This window comes from Pseudomonas prosekii (assembly GCF_900105155.1).
GTDB classification, from domain to species: Bacteria; Pseudomonadota; Gammaproteobacteria; order Pseudomonadales; family Pseudomonadaceae; genus Aquipseudomonas; species Aquipseudomonas prosekii.
Map to the genome: position 1 here is coordinate 3,984,509 of NZ_LT629762.1, position 19,102 is coordinate 4,003,610.

Consider the following 19,102-nt stretch of genomic DNA (forward strand, 5'->3'; position numbering starts at 1 on the left):
GACGACGATCCAAAGCCCGCATAGGCCGATGCCTTGGTCCTGCATATCAGAATGCAAAAGTAGGAGCTCTTCATGTTCACCAAGCAGCGTTTGATTATTGTCGCAACTGCTGTGGCCCTGTTGTCCGGCTGCGCTTCACCTAATCCTTACGACAACCAGGGACAAGCCGATGGCGGCTCCCAAGGCGTGAGCAAAACCGCCAAATACGGCGGCCTCGGGGCTCTCGCGGGCGCATTGGCCGGCGCGGCGATCGACCATAACAACCGTGGCAAAGGCGCGCTGATTGGCGCTGCGGTGGTGGGTGCATCGGCTGCCGGTTACGGTTATTACGCCGACCAGCAAGAGAAAAAGCTGCGCGCGAGCATGGCCAATACCGGCGTTGAAGTGCAGCGCCAGGGTGATCAGATCAAGTTGATCATGCCGGGTAACATCACGTTCGCCACCGATTCGGCGAATATCGCGTCGAGCTTCTACCAGCCGCTGAATAATCTGGCCGGTTCGCTCAAAGAGTTCAGCCAGAACCAGATCGAGATCGTCGGCTACACCGACAGCACTGGCAGCCGTCAGCACAACATGGACCTGTCGCAGCGTCGCGCGCAGAGCGTGGCGACTTACTTGACCTCGCAAGGTGTCAGCGGCGCCAACCTCTCGGCCCGCGGCGCCGGCCCCGACAACCCGATTGCCAGCAACGGCGACGTCAACGGCCGCGCGCAAAACCGCCGCGTCGAAGTCAACCTGAAAGCCATCCCGGGCCAGCAGTACGGCGCCGACCAGCAGCAAGGCACCGTGCAGCAATACCCGTAGCGTACCCATGGACGAACGCCATTCCTGTAGGAGCGAGGCTTGCCCGCGAAGGCATCGTGTCAGACGACAACACTATCGCCTGACACGGCCCCATCGCGGGCAAGCCTCGCTCCCACAAATTTGACGCGACTCCTGTGGGAGCGAGCTTGCTCGCGATGAGGCCCGACAGGGCACCGCAAATATCCGATCAACCACAAAAAAGCCCTCGGACAATCACTTGTCCGAGGGCTTTTTGTATCGCGCGAAACCTGCTTACTTCTTCAGGCCGTAATGCTCATCGAGCATGCCCGGTGCGTTCGGGGCTTTTGGAGCGTAGTCGCGAGGCGGTTCCTGATTGCGCGGCGGCGTCAGGCGCTCCCGTGGCGCCACAGCAGCGTCGGCGTGCAGCGCAGCCAGCAAGCGTTGGCGAGTCTGCTCGTCCAGGGCCAGACGGTTGGCACCCTCGGCGAGATGATCCTGCACTTCCTGGTAGCTCGCAGTCAGTTTCTTGACCAGCGTGGCAGTGCTGTTGAAGTGGGTAACCACCTCGTTCTGATAACTGTCGAAACGTTCCTGAATATCATCCAGCTGACGTTGCGTGCGGTTAGGCGCGGCGTTCGGCACCAGACGAGCGATCAGGAATCCAATGGCGACACCCACAACCAGGGCAAGAGTCGGCAACAACCAAACTAAGAGCGAGTGTTCCACGAGTCCTTCCTCTATAAACGGCTTTGCTTTACGTTAACGGCTCGAACCTGCGCTGTATACCGCGATGTACTCGCAATAGATCGGCACAGACAATTTGCTAGACGAGTCGACCCGATTCGAGGTCACGGAGTTCCTTCCTTGCTTATGCGCGAAACCCCTGTAGTGATTGATGGCCCCGTCGGCCAACTGGAAGCCCTTTACCTGGGCAGCGACGAACCTCGCGGCATCGCGCTGATCTGCCATCCGAACCCGGTGCAGGGCGGCACCATGCTCAACAAAGTCGTTTCGACCTTGCAGCGCACCGCGCGCGACGCCGGTCTGATTACCTTGCGCTTCAATTACCGGGGCGTCGGCGCCAGTGCCGGCACGCACGACATGGGCACCGGCGAAGTCGACGACGCCCAGGCCGCGGCCGCGTGGCTGCGGGCCAAACACCCGGATCTGCCGCTGACGCTGTTCGGGTTTTCCTTCGGTGGATTTGTTGCAGCAAGTCTCGGCGGACGCCTGGAAGCGCAGGGCGAGCAGTTGAAAAATCTGTTCATGGTCGCACCCGCAGTGATGCGCCTCGGTGATCAGGACCCACTGCCGGAACACGGCGCGCTGACGGTGATCCAGCCTGAAACCGACGAAGTCATCGATCCACAAGCGGTCTACGACTGGTCCGAAAAACTCCAGCGCCCCCATGAGCTGTTGAAAGTGGCAGAATGCGGACACTTTTTTCATGGCAAGCTCACCGATCTCAAGGATCTGGTGCTGCCGCGTCTTTCGAATTGATTGCAGTCTGACAAGCGATTACCCATGACGACCCGTACCCGAATTCTCACCGGCATCACCACCACCGGCACGCCGCACCTGGGCAACTACGCCGGCGCCATTCGCCCGGCGATCCTCGCCAGCCGCGACAGCAATGCCGATTCGTTCTATTTCCTGGCCGACTACCACGCCCTGATCAAATGCGATGACCCGCTGCGCATCCAGCGCTCGCGTCTGGAAATCGCCGCGACCTGGCTGGCCGGTGGCCTCGATGTCGACCGCGTGACCTTCTACCGCCAGTCCGACATCCCGGAAATCCCCGAGCTGACCTGGCTGCTGACCTGCGTTGCGGCCAAGGGCCTGCTCAACCGCGCGCACGCCTACAAGGCCTCGGTGGACAAGAACGTCGAGACCGGCGAAGACCCGGACGCCGGCATCACCATGGGGTTGTACAGCTACCCGGTGCTGATGGCTGCCGACATTCTGATGTTCAACGCGCATAAAGTGCCGGTCGGTCGTGACCAGATCCAGCACGTGGAAATGGCCCGCGACATCGGCCAGCGCTTCAACCATCTGTTTGGTCAGGGCAAAGAATTCTTCACCATGCCCGAAGCGCTGATCGAAGAAAGCGTCGCCACGCTGCCAGGTCTCGACGGTCGCAAGATGTCGAAAAGCTACGACAACACCATTCCGTTGTTCAGCAGCGCCAAGGAAATGAAAGACGCGATTTCGCGGATCGTCACCGATTCGCGCGCGCCGGGCGAAGCCAAGGATCCGGACAATTCGCACCTGTTCACCTTGTTCCAGGCCTTCGCCACCCCGGCGCAGTCCGACGAATTCCGCAGCGAACTGTTGCAGGGCCTGGGTTGGGGCGAAGCGAAAAATCGTTTGTTCCAGCTGCTCGACAGCGAGCTGGGCGAGTCCCGCGAGCGTTATCACCAGTTGATCGAACGCCCGGCAGACCTCGAAGACATGCTGCAGATCGGCGCCAAAAAGGCCCGTTCGGTGGCCACGCCGTTCCTGCAGGAGTTGCGTGAAGCGGTCGGCCTGCGGTCTTTCGTGGCGCAGACCCAAGTCGCGGCGACCACCAAGAAGAAAGCCGCGAAAGCCGCGCGTTTTGTCAGTTTCCGCGACGACGACGGCAGCTTCCGCTTCCGTTTGCTGGCCGCCGATGGCGAGCAATTGCTGCTGTCGCGCAACTTCGCCGACGGTAAAACCGCCGGTCAGGTGACCAAACAACTGCAAGCCGGCCAACCACTGGACGTGCGCAGCGAAGACTTGAGCTTCAGCGTCTGGCTGCAAGGCGAGTGTGTCGGCGACAGCCCGGCCTTCGCTGACAGCGCCGCACGCGACGTGGCCATCGAGGCCTTGCGCGTTGCACTGACACCGGTTCAGGAATAAATCCGCGGCTCGACCCGACCAAGGGCCGATTGCCATTCCCCCGGGCCGTCGCTACAGTGACGGCCCGTTTTTGTTGCCTTGCTAACGAATTATGACGCCCCTAGAACGATATCAAGCTGATCTGAAACGCCCGGACTTCTTCCATGACGCCGCGCAGGAAACTGCTGTGCGTCACTTGCAGCGCCTGTACGACGATCTGGTCGCGGCCTCGAACGTCAAGCCGGGCCTGTTCGGCAAACTGTTTGGCAAGAAAGATCAGGCGCCGGTCAAGGGTCTGTACTTCTGGGGCGGCGTTGGCCGTGGCAAGACTTACCTGGTCGATACGTTCTTCGAAGCGCTGCCGTTCAAGGAAAAGGTGCGGACGCACTTCCACCGCTTCATGAAGCGTGTGCACGAAGAAATGAAAACCCTCGGCGGCGAGAAAAACCCGCTGACCATTATTGCCAAGCGTTTCTCCGATGAAGCGCGGGTGATCTGTTTCGATGAGTTCTTCGTGTCTGACATCACCGACGCGATGATCCTCGGCACGTTGATGGAAGAATTGTTCAAGAACGGCGTGACCCTGGTCGCGACCTCGAACATTGTTCCCGACGGTTTGTACAAGGACGGCCTGCAACGCGCGCGCTTCCTGCCGGCGATTGCGCTGATCAAGCAGAACACCGACATCGTCAACGTCGACAGCGGCGTCGATTATCGTCTGCGCCACCTCGAGCAAGCGGAGCTGTTCCACTTCCCGCTCAACGAGGAATCCAACGAAAGCCTGCGCAAGAGCTTCCGCGCGCTGACGCCGGAATGCACCGCCGCCATCGAAAACGATGTACTGATCATCGAAAACCGCGAAATCCGTGCCTTGCGCACCTGCGATGACGTGGCGTGGTTCGACTTCCGCGAACTCTGCGACGGCCCGCGCAGCCAGAACGATTACATCGAACTCGGCAAAATCTTCCACGCCGTGCTGCTCAGCGGCGTCGAGCAGATGAGCGTCACCACCGACGACATCGCCCGGCGTTTCATCAACATGGTCGACGAGTTTTACGACCGTAACGTCAAGCTGATCATCTCGGCCGAAGTCGAACTCAAAGACCTCTACACCGGCGGTCGCCTGAACTTCGAATTCCAGCGCACGCTAAGCCGTCTGCTGGAAATGCAATCGCACGAATTCCTGTCGCGCGCGCACAAGCCGTAGGGCATCTTCGGAACATGAAAAAGGCCTGCACATGCAGGCCTTTTTTTATGTCGAAATTTCCGATTCACCACCACCCCCTGTAGGAGCGAGGCTTGCCCGCGAAATCGCAGTGTCAGGCAACAAAGTTTCGACTGACACACCGCCTTCGCGGGCAAGCCTCGCTCCTACATTGGCGAATGGGTTCGCTGGGAGATCTCACTCGTCTTTAAGGTAACGCGCCAAATCCCCCTGTCGCTGGCAACCGATCAGCAGCCACAGCAGGATTCGCGGCTTGCGCGGGCAGAGAAATCCGGCCATTGCCGCGCCTTTGCGGATCAAGTCCATCTCGCCGCCGATAAAGCCATAAGAGCACTGCGCGGTTGAACCCGACCCCGTGCGCGTGGCGACGATCACCGGGATTTTCTGCGTAATGCCTTCGATCACCGCCGCCCATTGCGCGGAAACATGCCCGGCGCCGAAACCTGCGATTACCAACCCGTCGTAGCCCAGATCGACAATGTTCTCGAGTAACAGCGTGTCGGCGGACAGCGATGCTTCCAGCAGCGCGACTTTGGCGCAGCGTTGCGGCATCGGCAAAACCCGTCTCTGCGCGGGAGGGCGCAGATAGCGCACGGTGTTTTCGATGAGCAGGCCGACAGGGCCGGACACCGGTGAGGCGAACGCCTGCAGCGCCAGCGAATCGATTTTACGCACCGCGTTGGCTGCGTGAATCTGCCCGTTCATCACCACTTGAACACCGCGATGACGACTGTTTTCAGCCAGTGCGACGCGGCAGGCATCCTGCAAGTTCGCCGGGCCATCCGCGCCGGCCTGGGCCGCTGAACGCATGGCGCCGGTCATGACCAATGGCTCGTTGTGGTTCCACAGGTAATCGAAGAACGTCGCGGTTTCTTCGAGCGTGTCGGTGCCTTGGGTGATGACCACACCCACCGCACCTTGGCTGATTTGCTCATTGGCCCAGTGCAACACGCTCAACAGGAACTCGAAATCCAGTGAAGCGCTGGGCAGCAGGCCGAGGGTTTCCACGTTAATCCGGGCCAGCGTCGATAACTCTGGCAACGATTGCAGCAAGGTTTCACCGCTGACGGTCGGGATAACTCCTTCACCGGCATGGCTGGCTTGCATGCTAACGGTGCCGCCGAGCGCTGCGATGGCCAGTTTGGGCAGGTCCATGTGATACCTCGATTGCCTGTCAGGAGACGGGACTGTATCCGCAGTGTCTGCGAAATACAGCCCCAGGGCGACGCGCATCATTGAGCGATCAGCAATCCGATAAACGGAATGATCAGCAGTGTACTGATGGCCATCGACAACACATTGCCGATAAAACCGTGCATGTACGACGGCAGGCGTTTACTGATCGCGCAGGCGAGCGGAGGTGCGATCAATGCGCCGAGCAACGCGCCCATCACGATGACCTCCAGACTGCCGCCGTGGGTCAGAACCGCTGCCGGCACCACCGAGACCAATGGAACGTAGGTGGGATACCAGCCGAGCGCCATCCAGTGGCGACGCCAGATCAGCACGCCGATCAGCGAGGTCAACGCCTGCGCCGCGAGCAATTGCGGGAGCAGACCTGTGCCATACACCGGACTGGTCGGGTTCAAGGTAAACGCCAGCAAGGCGCCCGCGATCAACCCGAGGCTGGCCCATTCATTGCCGAAGAATGGCGCTTCGGAAAAGTCCGCCAACACCCGGCGCAGCGTCCACACAACGCCGTAGTCGGGTGTTTTCGCGACGACGGGCGAGGGCGCAGCAGTGGCTGGCGTTGCGCTCCAGTCCGACTTCACCAGCCCCGGCACGTAGCGACAGAGCAAAAAAGCGCCGACGCTGGCGACAGCCATGCCCATGACGTTGCCGATTACCACCGGCAGCCCCAGCGGATTGCACACGTAATTGACGATCAGCAAACACAACGGCGTGACAAACACCGCGCCCATGATTGCGCCGTTGATCGCGACCTTCCAGCCGCCGCCGAATATCAGCACCATCGCTGCCGGCAACGACACAAACGCGGCAAATATCGGTTGCCAACTGGTGGCCGTAACGGTCCAGCCCCACAGCAGGTTACTCAGCAGCAGCCCGAGCAACGAACTGGTGACCAGCCATGGCCATAAGCCGCTGCCGTAGCTGATCGCAAAGCCTTGCCAGGCTTTGCCGGTGCGATTGGCCCAATAGGCGAGGTAGGCGCCTGCGAGCAATCCGATTGAAGCGAACTCATGTTTGTAGAAGGCGACCTCGCTGATGTCACCGATGATCCAGCGCAACCAGGCACTTGGCTCCGGCAGGCTCGTTACCATGTGACTGTAGTCCGGCCAATGCGCCGACCAGGTTGTGCGGTAAGTGAATGAAAGCCAGGTGATCAACAGGGCGGTACCGATCAACAACCAGATGATCGTTACGTCCAGCGGTGACCTGCCGGCCAGGCGGTTCTGCGCTTTTGTGTTTTCCATCAGTCATGGCCCCTTATCAGCGCGGCAGACAAGGGTGCTGGGTGTAACCGAGCATCGCGTCATACATGTCGGCGCGACGATCGCGATGCAAATCGTTGAGGCTGTTCCAGATCGGTGCACTGCGCGAACTAGTGAGGTCGATGTCGGCAAACAGGATTTCCTGCTTGTCCGCCGACGCGACCTGGCCAATCGGCCAACCGTTGGTGCCGGCGATCAGCGAGCAACCGAGGTAACGCGCCCCGCGCTCTTCGCCAATCCGGCTCGCCGCCGCGATAAACACATTGTTGACGTGCGCCGCGGTCATCGTCAGGTACGACGCCATGCACTTGCCGGCCTCATCGAACAGCGGCGGCGGGGTCCATACCCAATTGTTCAAACTGCAAATAATGTCGGCGCCTTGCTGACTCAAAATGCGCGGTACTTCCGGGAACCAGATGTCCCAGCAAATCAACAGACCGATGCGGCCAATCGGTGTGTCGAACACCGGGAAACCCGTGTTGCCCGGGGTGAACCAGAGTTTTTCCAGGTTCCACAAATGCGCCTTGCGGTACTTGCCGATAAAGCCCTCAGGCCCGACCAGCACGCCGGTGTTGAACAGCTGCGCGCCGTCGCGTTCGGTCAAACCGGCGACCAGGTAAACGTTGTGCTGGCGAGCAAAATTCGCCCAGCTCTGCACGGTCGGGCCAGCGGGTACGGCCTCTGAATGCGCGAACGCATCCTGCCGATTGTTGAAAAAGTAACCGGTGGTTGAAAGCTCCGGCAGCACGATCAGATTTGCGCCGTCATTGGCTGCTTGCAGCGCTAAATCCAGGGTGTTGCGCAGATTGGCTTCGCGGTTCTCTAGCCCGACTTGTGGATCGAATTGCACGACTGCTACACGAACAGGGCTGGTTGGCTCACTCATTCCCGATGACCTCTTTTTATTGTTGTTCACGCTGTTTGATTGGCGTGTTCATAAGAGTCGAATCGGCAAAAGCGTGTAAGTCAGCCACTTCCGTTTAACTTGTAGTCCTTATCCTTAAGTACAAATTGTTCTGCGGGCAGGGCGTCGGGGGGATTAGCTCCTGACGACGTAATGCGGGTAGTCACTCAGCGCAAAACCACCGTTGAAGGTCGCGGCGGTCTTGCTGCAAATATGGATGACCGCATCCACGGCACCGCGAAAACACGGTTCGGTCCAGCCGGCATCCACCGAGAATGATTCACCGGAAAAATACAGACCCGACACGTGTCCGAAGTCGCGGTTGTACTTCATCAGGCTGACCGCATCGTAGTAGGTGCCGGGCCGGTACAACTTGGCACAACCGAGCGCATTTTTATCGCTCATCCAGCGATGCACCACGGCTTGATCAAGGCCAATGTACGGCGAGATTTTTTCCTGGATATTGGCCGAGTTCATCAGAATGCGGTCCAGTTCATTGGCGCAGCGGGTGACCAGTTCCTTGTCGCTGAAGAGGGCGAGTTTGCTGGCGTCATCCTCCCAGGTGTAACTCAGCAAAATGCAGTCGTAGCTGTAGTTGTCGTTGTAGCGGTAGGTGTAGACATCGTGGATGAAGCTGTCGGTGACGATGGCTTGCGGGATGTTGGTGTTCTTCGACAGGAATGATTTTTTTAACGGTGCAAAGACTTTGCAACTGGTCTCCCAGTGCGCGGTTTTATAGGCGTTGATGGTCGCGAAGGGCAGCATTTGCGGGGTGAAATTTTCGAGCCGAATCCGGGTTTCGATCAGCCAGGAGGGCAGGGTCATGATCACCGAGTCGAAGTCATCGAACTGCTCCAGCGCGTGCTCGGGTTGGCTGTGTTTCCAGTCGTAGTAAACGCGGATTTTCTGGTTCGGCAGTTTTTGCAGTTTCGTCACGGAAGAGTCGGTGAGCAAGCCGTTGCCTCGTTCCGCGCAGTGTTCGTAGAAAGACTTCGTGGTTTCTTCGGTTCGCATGAACAGCAGGCATTCGTTGAGCGCGGCGAGCCCGACGTAGCGCGGGCGCTCGAAGCTCAGGCCCTTGGAGTCGAAAACTGCTTCGTCGTGCAAACTTGGCGAATCCAGCGGCTCGCCCATCGCGTCCACACGGCCGAGGATCAATTGCAACCGGCTGCTGAACCCGAAAATGGCGGTGCGCAATGGATAGAGCGAGCAGACGTCGTAAAACGCTCCCCAACTGCCGTCGCCGATGCCGATGGCGTAGAAAATCGCCGACTCTTCTGGTGACATGCCCATTCCGCCGAAGTCTCCCGGCGCGTGCTCATCCCAGGCGAGCACGGCCGGCATGCGCACCAGATCGCGGAATGAAACCCTCTCGTATTTTTCGACGATGGCGGCCCACATCGCTTCCCACGCCTCGCCGGCGTAAGCGTCTGCGACGTGGCGGGTCATGCGATCGGCGAAGGCTTTCCACTTTGCATAGACCCTTTGCAGGTCTGCGCCGGGTGGCGGTGTCTGGCCATCAGCGTTCTTCCAGATCAGCATGTGTGGGCTTGGCCCGTCGCCCATGCTGCCTTCGCGCAGATAGATCCCGGTCGAGCTGACCCATTGGCTGCCGGGGTTGGCGAAGTCTGCATGCGCGAGGTCGAAGGCTTTGGCGTAGTAAGCCATCAGCGAGCGGCCTTCCGTGGCTGCCTCGCCAGCGCGATTGAAGAAGGGCATACGCATCGCGCCCATTTCAAACGGTGTATGCGGTTTGCTCGATTTCGCGCTTCCGGCAACCGTCAGGTGGCGGCCGCCGATGCGTCGGGCTTGCTCGATCAAGGTGATGTCGGTGAAGCCGCATCGATAGAGTTCGCGTGCCGCCGTGAGCCCAGTGACACCGGCACCGATGATGCAGATTTTGTGTTGCAGGTCAGTTGCCGTGGCGATGCCGTTTTCCTGTTCAACCAGTGCTCGATAGTCGAAGCACAAGTCAGGCGGATTGGGAAAACGCGCTTTCCACTTGTCTTTGGCCGAGCGCTTGGTTCGATGGCTGCCGAGTACGGATGACGGGTAGCTGTAGCCTGAGCCGATGGTCATTGTCGATCTTCCCTGATGATGTTGACTGGGTAAGATCTTGAGCGATCGAGCGGGCTGCGGATATCAGCCAAGTGCCGCGCGTAGAGGGTCTGAATTCCGTTTGTTATGTGGGAAAAATACCTGTTCAGCCGCGCTGCAAAGCAACCCCTGTAGGAGCGAGGCTTGCCCGCGAAAGCGCAGTGTCAGGCAATAAGGTTTCGACTGACACACTGCCTTCGCGGGCAAGCCTCGCTCCTACATTGCTGGAGGGTGGTTGGCCTCAAGCCGCTTGCTGGAACTGCTGCCGGTACTGGTTCGGCGACAGTTCTGTGTGCTGGCGAAACAGGCGCGCGAAGAAGCTGGCGTCGTCGTAGCCCACTTCGTAGCTGATGGTTTTGATGCTTTTGCGGCTGCCGGACAGCAAGCCCTTGGCGGTTTCGATGCGCAGGCGTTGCAGGTAGTGCAGCGGTTTGTCACCGGTGGCGGTCTGGAAGCGGCGCATGAAGTTGCGGATGCTCATGCCGTGTTCGCGCGCGACGTCTTCGAAGCGGAATTTGTCGGCGAAGTGTTCTTCGAGCCAGTGCTGGATCTGCAGGATGATCACGTCCTGGTGCAACTTCTGCCCGCCGAAGCCGATGCGGCCCGGCGCATAACTGCGCTGCACTTCGTAGAGAATGTCGCGGGCCACGGCTTGGGCGACGTTGGCGCCGCAGAAACGTTCGATCAGGTAAATGTAGAGGTCGCAAGCCGAGGTGGTGCCGCCGGCGCAAAACAGGTTGTCGGCGTCAGTCAGGTGCTTGTCCTGATTGAGTTGGACGCGCGGGAAGCGCTCGGCAAACGCGTTGAAGAAACGCCAGTAAGTGGTCGCTTCCTTGCCGTCGAGCAGCCCGGCCTCGGCGAGCCAGAACACCCCGGTGGCTTCGCCGCACAACACTGCGCCGCGTGCGTGTTGCTCGCGCAGCCATGGCAGCACTTGGGGATAACGTTTGCAGAGTGTGTCGAAGTCGTCCCAGAAGGCCGGGAGGACGATGATGTCAGCGTTTTCGAGGCCGCCGTCGACCGGCATGATCACATCGCTGAAGCTGTTCACCGGTTTGCCGTCGGGGCTGACCAGGCGGGTTTCGAACGCCGGTGTCAGGCCGTGGCCCAGCTGCTTGCCGTAGCGCAGGCTGGCCAAGTGGAAGAAATCCTTGGCTTGCATGAGGGTGGAAGCGAAAACCCGGTCGATAGCCAGGATACTGACGCGCCGCAGGGGCGTGGAGACTTGGTTAGACATAATTCAACTTTATTCTTATAGGGGAAAGTGGTCACCAGACGGCTGGATCGTCTTATTTTTTGTCTGATGTGTCCAGTGTCCTGTAGCGCGACTGCGGCTTAGGCTCTGGAGGTCAATCCCGGCTAATAAAAACCACAGGTGCCGCATGATCCCCAGAACCTTGTTCAGCTCCGAGCACGAACTCTTTCGCGACAGTGTGCGAACGTTCCTCGAAAAAGAGGCCGTGCCGTTCCATGGGCAATGGGAAAAACAGGGCTACATCGACCGCCAACTGTGGAACAAGGCGGGGGAGGCGGGGATGCTCTGTTCGCATCTGCCGGAGGAATATGGCGGGCTCGGCGCGGACTTCCTCTACAGCACAGTGGTGATTGAAGAGGTGGGCCGTCTGGGCCTGACCGGGATCGGTTTTTCGCTGCATTCGGATATTGTCGCGCCGTACATCCTGCATTACGGCAGCGAAGCGCTGAAGCACAAATACCTGCCGAAGCTGGTCTCAGGCGAGATGGTTACGGCGATTGCCATGACCGAGCCGGGCGCCGGTTCCGACCTGCAAGGAGTGAAAACCACAGCGGTGCTGGATGGCGATGAGTACGTGATCAACGGTTCGAAAACCTTTATCACCAACGGTTATCTCGCGGACTTGGTGATCGTCGTCGCCAAGACCGATCCGAAGGCCGGCGCCAAAGGCACCAGCCTGTTTCTGGTGGAAGCCGATACACCGGGTTTTGCCAAGGGCAAGCGTCTGGAAAAAGTCGGAATGAAGGCTCAGGACACGTCGGAATTGTTCTTCCAGGACGTACGTGTGCCGAAGGAAAACCTTTTGGGTCAGGCCGGGATGGGGTTCGCTTATCTGATGCAGGAATTGCCGCAGGAACGGCTGACGGTGGCCATTGGCGGACTGGCTTCGGCCGAGGCGGCGCTGCAATGGACGCTGGATTACACCCGCGAGCGCAAAGCGTTCGGCAAGGCGATTGCGGATTTCCAGAACACCCGTTTCAAACTCGCCGAGATGGCCACCGAGATTCAGATTGGCCGGGTTTTTGTCGACAAGTGCCTGGAGTTGCACTTGCAGGGCAAGCTCGATGTGCCGACCGCAGCGATGGCCAAATACTGGGGCACCGACCTGCAATGCAAGGTGCTTGATGAATGCGTGCAGTTGCACGGCGGTTACGGATTTATGTGGGAGTACCCGGTCGCGCGGGCGTGGGCGGATGCGCGGGTGCAGCGGATTTATGCGGGGACCAACGAAATCATGAAGGAGATTATTGCGCGGTCGCTTTGACCTGAGGTGGCTGGACGGGCGCCTTCGCGAGCAAGCTCGCTCCCACATTGATCGCATTCCAATGTGGGAGCGAGCTTGCTCGCGATTGGGGCGATGAATCGATCAAGGCGCCGGGTTCGGATGATCCTTGTGAATCGCTTCAATCCCCGCCAACACTTCATCGGAAAGTTTCAGGTCGAAACTGGCGATGTTGCTGTCGAGTTGCTCCAGCGTGGTCGCGCCAATAATGTTGCTGGTCACGAACGGTTGCTGGGTGACGAAGGCCAACGCCATCTGCGCCGGGTCCAGGCCGTGCTCACGCGCCAAAGCCACGTAACGGCTGCACGCTGCCTCGGATTGCGCATTGAAATAGCGGCTGAAGCGGCTGTAGAGGCTCAGACGACCCTTCGGCGGACGCGCGCCACCTTCGTACTTGCCCGACAGGAAACCAAACGCCAGCGGCGAATAGGCCAGCAAACCGCACTGTTCGCGAATGGCGATTTCCGCCAGGCCGACTTCGAAGCTGCGGTTCAGCAGGTTGTACGGGTTCTGGATCGACACCGCACGCGGCCAGCCACGGGCTTCGGCCAGCGCGAGGAAGCGCATGGTGCCCCACGGCGTTTCGTTGGACAGGCCGATGTGGCGGATTTTGCCGGCCTTGACCTGTTCGTCGAGCGCTTCGAGGGTGTCTTCGAGCGGCGTCAGGTTGGCCTCGATCTTGTGCTTGTAGCCCAACTGGCCGAAGAAATTGGTGCTGCGTTCCGGCCAGTGCAATTGATAGAGATCGATGTAGTCGGTCTGCAGGCGCTTGAGGCTGGCGTCCACGGCTTCGGTGATGTGCTGGCGGTTGTGGCGCAGGTTTTTGTCGCGAATGTAGTCGATGGTGTTGCCCGGGCCGGCGATCTTGCTGGCGAGGATCCAGTCGGCACGATCGCCGCGACTCTTGAAGTAATTGCCGATGTAGCGCTCGGTGGTGGCGTAGGTTTCGGCCTTGGGTGGCACCGGGTACATTTCGGCGGTATCGATGAAATTGATCCCGGCGCTCTTGGCCCGTTCAATCTGGGCGAAGGCTTCAGCCTCGCTGTTTTGCTCGCCCCAGGTCATGGTTCCGAGGCAGATTGCACTCACGTTCAGATCGGTTCGGCCTAGCTGTCGATAATCCATCGGGTGCTCCTTGGGCAAAACAATCATAAAAGCAGGTTGAATATTTTTTCGCAATCTGCATAATTGCCCACCTCTTTATGCAGTGGAAGTGATGCGCCGCCTGCGGAAGAGATCTTGCCGTTGAACGGACGCGCCGACCCGAGCCCCCGATAGCGTCTGTATCCGGCTGCCTTTGACTTGTCAAAGCACGCACTATTCAGTAAGATCCGCCGTCTAATTTACAGGGCGGCCCCTGAGGCTATTAAAGAATGACAACTTTTACTGCAAAACCAGAAACAGTTGTGCGCGACTGGTTTGTCGTCGACGCCGCTGGTCAGACCCTGGGTCGTCTGGCTACCGAAATCGCGAGCCGTCTGCGTGGCAAGCATAAAGCTGAGTACACTCCTCACGTTGACACCGGCGATTACATCGTCGTTATCAATGCCGAGCAGGTTCGTGTAACCGGTGCTAAAACCACCGACAAAATCTACTACTCCCACTCCGGTTTCCCGGGTGGCATCAAGTCGATCAGCTTCGAAAAACTGATCGCCAAGAAGCCTGAATCCCCGATCGAGATCGCGGTTAAAGGTATGCTGCCGAAGGGCCCACTGGGTCGCGACATGTATCGCAAGCTGAAAGTCTATGCGGGCGCTGCTCACCCTCATGCTGCTCAGCAGCCCCAAGAACTGAAGTTTTAACGGAATAGTTCATTATGTCGGCGACTCAAAATTACGGCACTGGCCGTCGCAAGACCGCAACCGCACGCGTTTTCCTGCGTCCGGGTACTGGTAACATCTCCATCAACAACCGCACCCTGGAAAATTTCTTCGGCCGCGAAACTGCCCGCATGGTAGTTCGTCAGCCGCTGGAACTGACTGAGACTGTCGAGAAGTTCGACATCTACGTCACCGTGATCGGTGGTGGTGTAAGTGGTCAAGCTGGCGCAATCCGCCACGGTATCACTCGCGCACTGATGCAGTACGACGAAACCCTGCGTGGCGCTCTGCGCAAAGCTGGCTTCGTTACTCGCGATGCTCGTGAAGTTGAACGTAAGAAAGTTGGTCTGCGTAAAGCGCGTAAGCGTCCGCAGTACTCGAAGCGTTAATTCGCTTACACGTTCAAAAAGAACGCCCTGCTCCTCACGGAGCCGGGCGTTTTTTTATGCCTGCGTTTTATCAAAGAATTGCGCTGTGACAACTTGCCACAGCCGTAGAGCCCCTATACTGCAAGGCTTGGCACTGGAGCCCTTGGGTAATTACCTTGTCAGGATTGGGGCTTTTCATTACCATTCGGCAAAATTTTTATAAGTACATAGATTTAACTTAGTAGATGCCTGATTTAACAGGCCACAAAGCTGATGGGAGAGGACTGAATGAGCAATGACGGCGTGAATGCAGGCCGGCGTCGCTTCTTGGTAGCAGCCACATCCGTGGTGGGTGCTGCAGGAGCGGTGGGGGCTGCGGTCCCGTTCGTGGGGTCATGGTTTCCCAGTGCCAAGGCGAAAGCCGCAGGTGCACCGGTGAAGGTGAATGTCAGCAAAATCGAACCAGGTCAGCAGATGATTGCTGAGTGGCGCGGTCAGCCGGTGTTCATTGTCCGCCGAACCGAGGAAATCCTGGGCAATCTGAAAAAGATCGAGGGCCAGTTATCTGACCCTGCCTCCAAGAACTCGACACAACCGACCTACGTCGATCCAGAAACGCGTTCGATCAAGCCAGAGGTTCTGCTGCTGATCGGTATCTGCACGCACCTGGGTTGCTCGCCGACTTTCCGCCCTGAAGTGGCACCTGCTGATCTGGGCAAAGACTGGGTGGGCGGTTATTTCTGCCCTTGCCACGGTTCCCACTACGATCTGGCTGGCCGCGTCTACAAGTCGCAACCTGCGCCTTTGAACCTGCCAGTTCCCCCGCATTCCTATGAGACCGATGACATCATTGTCATTGGCGTCGATACGGAGAAAGCGTGATGAGCAAGTTCATGGATTGGGTTGATGCGCGCTTTCCCGCGACCAAAATGTGGGAAGACCATCTCAGCAAGTACTACGCCCCGAAGAACTTCAACTTCTTCTATTTCTTTGGTTCCCTCGCACTGCTCGTTCTGGTCAACCAGATCGTCACCGGTGTCTGGCTGACCATGAGTTACACCCCGTCGGCGGAAGAAGCGTTTGCCTCCGTCGAATACATCATGCGCGACGTCGAGTACGGCTCGATCCTGCGTCTGTTGCACTCCACCGGCGCCTCGGCGTTCTTCATCGTGGTCTATCTGCACATGTTCCGTGGCTTGCTCTACGGTTCGTATCAGAAGCCGCGTGAGTTGGTGTGGGTCTTCGGCATGTTGATCTACCTCGCGCTGATGGCTGAAGCGTTCATGGGTTACCTGCTGCCGTGGGGCCAGATGTCGTACTGGGGCGCCCAGGTGATCATCTCGCTGTTCGGCGCGATTCCGGTCATCGGCAACGACCTGACCCAGTGGATTCGTGGTGACTACCTGATTTCCGGGATCACCCTGAACCGCTTCTTCGCGCTACACGTTGTCGCCCTGCCGATCGTGATTCTCGGTCTGGTGGTGTTGCACGTTCTGGCGCTGCACGAAGTCGGCTCGAACAACCCGGACGGCGTCGACATCAAGAAATTCAAGGACGAGAACGGCGTACCACTGGACGGCATTGCCTTCCACCCGTACTACACCGTGAAAGATATCGTCGGTGTCGTGGTGTTCCTGTTCATCTTCTGTTCGATCGTGTTCTTCTTCCCGGAAATGGGCGGTTACTTCCTCGAGAAGCCGAACTTTGAAGTGGCCAACGCCTTCAAGACCCCAGAGCACATCGCTCCGGTCTGGTACTTCACGCCGTTCTACGCGATCTTGCGGGCGATTCCGGACAAGCTCCTTGGCGTTATCGCCATGGGCGCGGCGATTGCGGTGCTGTTCGTCCTGCCGTGGCTCGACCGAAGTCCGGTCAAGTCGATGCGCTACAAGGGCTGGCTGAGCAAAATCTGGCTGTGGCTGTTCTGCATTTCGTTCGTGATCCTCGGTGTACTGGGCGTATTGGCCCCAACGCCAGGGCGCACGTTGCTGTCGCAGGTGTGTACCTTCCTGTACTTCGCGTACTTCATTCTGATGCCGTTCTACACCAGGCTCGAGAAGACCAAACCGGTTCCGGAAAGGGTGACTGGCTGATGAAAAAGCTATTTGCTGTACTGATTCTTGCTGCTTTGCCTGTGTTCTCTTTCGCTGCCGAACACGGTGCGGAACTGGAAAGTGTCGACATCGACGTTTCCGATAAAGCGGCCATGCAGGATGGTGCACGTACGTTCGCCAACTATTGCATGGGTTGCCACAGTGCCAAGTTCCAGCGCTATGAGCGCGTGGCCGACGATCTGGGGATTCCTCACGATCTGATGCTGAGCAACCTGGTGTTCACCGGCGCCAAGATCGGCGACCACATGAACATCGGCATGCAGCCGGCAGACGCCAAGACCTGGTTCGGTGCCGCACCGCCAGACCTGACGCTGGTGGCACGTGTACGTGGCACCGACTGGCTCTACGGTTACCTGCGTTCGTTCTATGAAGATCCATCGCGTCCGTGGGGCGTGAACAACAAGGTGTTCCCGAACGTCGGCATGCCTAACGTGCTCGTCGGTCTGCAAGGTCGTCAGGTGATTGGCTGCAAACAGGTGCAGGTCGTCGAGGATGGCAAGAAGCAATATGATCCGCTGACCGGTACGCCTCTGACCCATGAAGCGTGCGATCAAATGACCATCGTGCCGAAAACCGGGACCCTGACCGAAGAGCAGTTCGATGAGAAGGTCAAGAATCTGGTAACCTTCCTCGCTTACTCGGCTAACCCGGTTAAGCTGCAGCATCAGCGCATTGGTACGTATGTTCTGTTGTACCTCGCGTTCTTCTTCGTATTCGCTTACTTGCTCAAGCGCGAATACTGGAAAGATGTGCACTGATAAAGCTTCAAGCAATTGCTGTTAATCGCGCGCGCCCAAGGGCGCCTCTGAAGGTGTAACGAGTCTGCATGCAGACGTTACGGGAGGCGCCCTCTGGGCGCGCTCGTTTTTCCGCTTACGATAATTTCTACAAGCGAGGAGGACCGCCATGGGCGTGACCAATCGGTTGGCCTGTTACTCCGACCCCGCCGACCACTATTCCCACCGAGTACGCATCGTGCTCGCAGAGAAGGGTGTCAGCGCCGAGATCATTTACGTGGAGGCTGGTCGTCAGCCGCCTAAACTGATCGAAGTGAACCCTTACGGCAGCTTGCCCACCCTGGTCGATCGTGACCTGGCGTTGTGGGAGTCGACCGTGGTGATGGAATATCTGGATGAGCGTTACCCGCACCCGCCTTTACTGCCGGTTTACCCTGTAGCGCGTGCGAACAGTCGTCTGTTGATTCATCGGATTCAGCGTGACTGGTGTGGCCTGGTGGATCTGATCCTGGATCCCAAGTCCAAGGAAGCCGCTCGCGTTGTTGCTCGCAAAGAGCTGCGCGAAAGCCTTACGGGCGTGTCGCCGTTGTTCGCCGACAAGCCGTTTTTCCTCAGCGAGGAACAAAGTCTGGTGGATTGCTGCCTATTACCAATACTCTGGCGTTTGCCGATTCTGGGTATTGAACTGCCGCGGCCAGCCAAGCCGCTGCTTGATTACATGGAGCGCTCTTTCGCGCGTGAGGCTTTCCAGGCGAGTCTGTCTGGCGTCGAACGCGATATGCGCTAAGGCTTAAGGAGCCGCTATGAACTCCAGTCGACCTTATCTGGTCCGCGCGCTCTACGAGTGGATTGTTGATAACGATTGCACCCCGCACATGCTGGTCAATTCCGAATATCCGTCGGTGCAGGTGCCACAAGGTTTTGCCAGTGACGGCCAGATTGTCCTGAACGTATCGCCGGCAGCCGTGCGTCATTTGCACATGGACAACGAAGCGGTCAGCTTCGAAGGGCGCTTCGGTGGCGTCCCGCATACTCTGTTCGTGCCTATCGCTTCGATCCTGGGCATTTACGCTCGGGAGAATGGCCAAGGCATGGTGTTCGATCTGGAGTCGCCTCTGGAAGACGACGACGAGATCGAGCCGGATGATGAGCTGCCGCCACCCGACAACGAACCGCCGCGTCCCAGCGGTCGACCCAGTTTGAAAGTGGTGAAATAAAAAAAA

Annotated in this window: 19 protein-coding genes; 12 read left to right on the forward strand and 7 right to left on the reverse strand. The window is 58.6% G+C overall.

The genetic code is table 11. The annotated features are described in order from the left end of the window. Positions 1 to 72 precede the first annotated feature (72 nt). Positions 73 to 804 carry an OmpA family protein gene (locus tag BLU01_RS18220; RefSeq protein ID WP_092278151.1) on the forward strand — a complete coding sequence of 244 codons (732 nt, stop codon included), beginning with the start codon at positions 73 to 75 and terminating at the stop codon, positions 802 to 804. 252 nt (positions 805 to 1,056) lie between these two features. On the opposite strand, the gene BLU01_RS18225 is transcribed toward BLU01_RS18220, so the two are convergent. After that, positions 1,057 to 1,491 carry a YhcB family protein gene (locus tag BLU01_RS18225; protein WP_092278153.1) on the reverse strand — a complete coding sequence of 145 codons (435 nt, stop codon included), beginning with the start codon at positions 1,489 to 1,491 and terminating at the stop codon, positions 1,057 to 1,059. Between the two features lie 144 nt (positions 1,492 to 1,635). Here BLU01_RS18225 and BLU01_RS18230 point away from each other — a divergent pair, with 144 nt between their 5' ends. The 3 genes from BLU01_RS18230 (at position 1,636) to zapE (ending at position 4,831) form a co-directional block, all read left to right on the forward strand. After that, positions 1,636 to 2,265 (forward strand): alpha/beta hydrolase, encoded by a 630-nt coding sequence (locus tag BLU01_RS18230; RefSeq protein WP_092278155.1) that lies wholly within the window; start codon positions 1,636 to 1,638, stop codon positions 2,263 to 2,265. Positions 2,266 to 2,289: 24 nt separating this feature from the next. After that, positions 2,290 to 3,645: a tryptophan--tRNA ligase gene (locus tag BLU01_RS18235; protein ID WP_092278157.1), complete on the forward strand. Its 1,356-nt coding sequence runs from the start codon at positions 2,290 to 2,292 to the stop codon at positions 3,643 to 3,645. Between the two features lie 91 nt (positions 3,646 to 3,736). After that, a complete protein-coding gene (gene zapE / locus BLU01_RS18240; protein WP_092278159.1) occupies positions 3,737 to 4,831 on the forward strand; it encodes a cell division protein ZapE in 1,095 nt (364 codons plus the stop codon). A 195-nt stretch (positions 4,832 to 5,026) separates the two neighbouring features. Here the strand turns inward: zapE and BLU01_RS18245 are convergent, their stop codons facing one another. The 5 genes from BLU01_RS18245 to BLU01_RS18265 all read right to left on the reverse strand — a co-directional run bounded on the left by BLU01_RS18245 (position 5,027) and on the right by BLU01_RS18265 (position 11,441). Continuing rightward, on the reverse strand, positions 5,027 to 6,004 hold the full coding sequence (locus tag BLU01_RS18245) for an asparaginase (RefSeq protein ID WP_092278161.1): 978 nt from the start codon (positions 6,002 to 6,004) through the stop codon (positions 5,027 to 5,029). Between the two features lie 77 nt (positions 6,005 to 6,081). Next, positions 6,082 to 7,284 carry a hypothetical protein gene (locus tag BLU01_RS18250; RefSeq protein ID WP_092278163.1) on the reverse strand — a complete coding sequence of 401 codons (1,203 nt, stop codon included), beginning with the start codon at positions 7,282 to 7,284 and terminating at the stop codon, positions 6,082 to 6,084. 16 nt (positions 7,285 to 7,300) lie between these two features. Next, positions 7,301 to 8,188: a nitrilase family protein gene (locus BLU01_RS18255; RefSeq protein WP_092278165.1), complete on the reverse strand. Its 888-nt coding sequence runs from the start codon at positions 8,186 to 8,188 to the stop codon at positions 7,301 to 7,303. A 153-nt stretch (positions 8,189 to 8,341) separates the two neighbouring features. Further along, a complete protein-coding gene (locus tag BLU01_RS18260) occupies positions 8,342 to 10,285 on the reverse strand; it encodes a flavin monoamine oxidase family protein (RefSeq protein WP_092278167.1) in 1,944 nt (647 codons plus the stop codon). A gap of 259 nt (positions 10,286 to 10,544) precedes the next feature. Next, entirely contained in the window at positions 10,545 to 11,441 is an 897-nt protein-coding gene (locus BLU01_RS18265) for a GlxA family transcriptional regulator (RefSeq protein WP_178111799.1), read from the reverse strand. A 244-nt stretch (positions 11,442 to 11,685) separates the two neighbouring features. Here BLU01_RS18265 and BLU01_RS18270 point away from each other — a divergent pair, with 244 nt between their 5' ends. Beyond that, complete coding sequence (locus BLU01_RS18270) at positions 11,686 to 12,822, forward strand: acyl-CoA dehydrogenase family protein (RefSeq protein ID WP_092278171.1); 1,137 nt, start codon at positions 11,686 to 11,688, stop codon at positions 12,820 to 12,822. A gap of 102 nt (positions 12,823 to 12,924) precedes the next feature. Here the strand turns inward: BLU01_RS18270 and BLU01_RS18275 are convergent, their stop codons facing one another. Next, entirely contained in the window at positions 12,925 to 13,965 is a 1,041-nt protein-coding gene (locus BLU01_RS18275) for an NADP(H)-dependent aldo-keto reductase (RefSeq protein ID WP_092278173.1), read from the reverse strand. Between the two features lie 248 nt (positions 13,966 to 14,213). Between BLU01_RS18275 and rplM the strand changes: the two genes are divergently transcribed. From rplM to BLU01_RS18310, 7 genes are all read left to right on the forward strand, one after another. Next, a complete protein-coding gene (rplM, locus tag BLU01_RS18280) occupies positions 14,214 to 14,642 on the forward strand; it encodes a 50S ribosomal protein L13 (RefSeq protein ID WP_092278175.1) in 429 nt (142 codons plus the stop codon). Between the two features lie 14 nt (positions 14,643 to 14,656). Continuing rightward, a complete protein-coding gene (rpsI, locus tag BLU01_RS18285) occupies positions 14,657 to 15,049 on the forward strand; it encodes a 30S ribosomal protein S9 (protein WP_003216038.1) in 393 nt (130 codons plus the stop codon). Positions 15,050 to 15,316: 267 nt separating this feature from the next. Then, positions 15,317 to 15,910 (forward strand): ubiquinol-cytochrome c reductase iron-sulfur subunit, encoded by a 594-nt coding sequence (gene petA / locus BLU01_RS18290; protein WP_092278177.1) that lies wholly within the window; start codon positions 15,317 to 15,319, stop codon positions 15,908 to 15,910. After that, the gene (locus BLU01_RS18295) at positions 15,910 to 17,121 is read left to right on the forward strand and encodes a cytochrome b (protein WP_092278179.1); all 1,212 of its coding nucleotides are present in this window, start codon (positions 15,910 to 15,912) and stop codon (positions 17,119 to 17,121) included. The genes petA and BLU01_RS18295 overlap by 1 nt, the downstream gene beginning before the upstream one ends. Next, positions 17,121 to 17,900, forward strand: coding sequence for a cytochrome c1 (locus tag BLU01_RS18300; RefSeq protein WP_092278181.1), 780 nt, complete (start codon positions 17,121 to 17,123; stop codon positions 17,898 to 17,900). Before BLU01_RS18295 ends, BLU01_RS18300 begins: the two co-directional genes overlap by 1 nt. A 148-nt stretch (positions 17,901 to 18,048) precedes the next feature. Next, the gene (locus BLU01_RS18305) at positions 18,049 to 18,666 is read left to right on the forward strand and encodes a glutathione S-transferase N-terminal domain-containing protein (RefSeq protein ID WP_047303097.1); all 618 of its coding nucleotides are present in this window, start codon (positions 18,049 to 18,051) and stop codon (positions 18,664 to 18,666) included. A 16-nt stretch (positions 18,667 to 18,682) separates the two neighbouring features. Further along, positions 18,683 to 19,096, forward strand: coding sequence for a ClpXP protease specificity-enhancing factor (locus BLU01_RS18310; protein ID WP_092278183.1), 414 nt, complete (start codon positions 18,683 to 18,685; stop codon positions 19,094 to 19,096). Positions 19,097 to 19,102 lie beyond the last annotated feature (6 nt).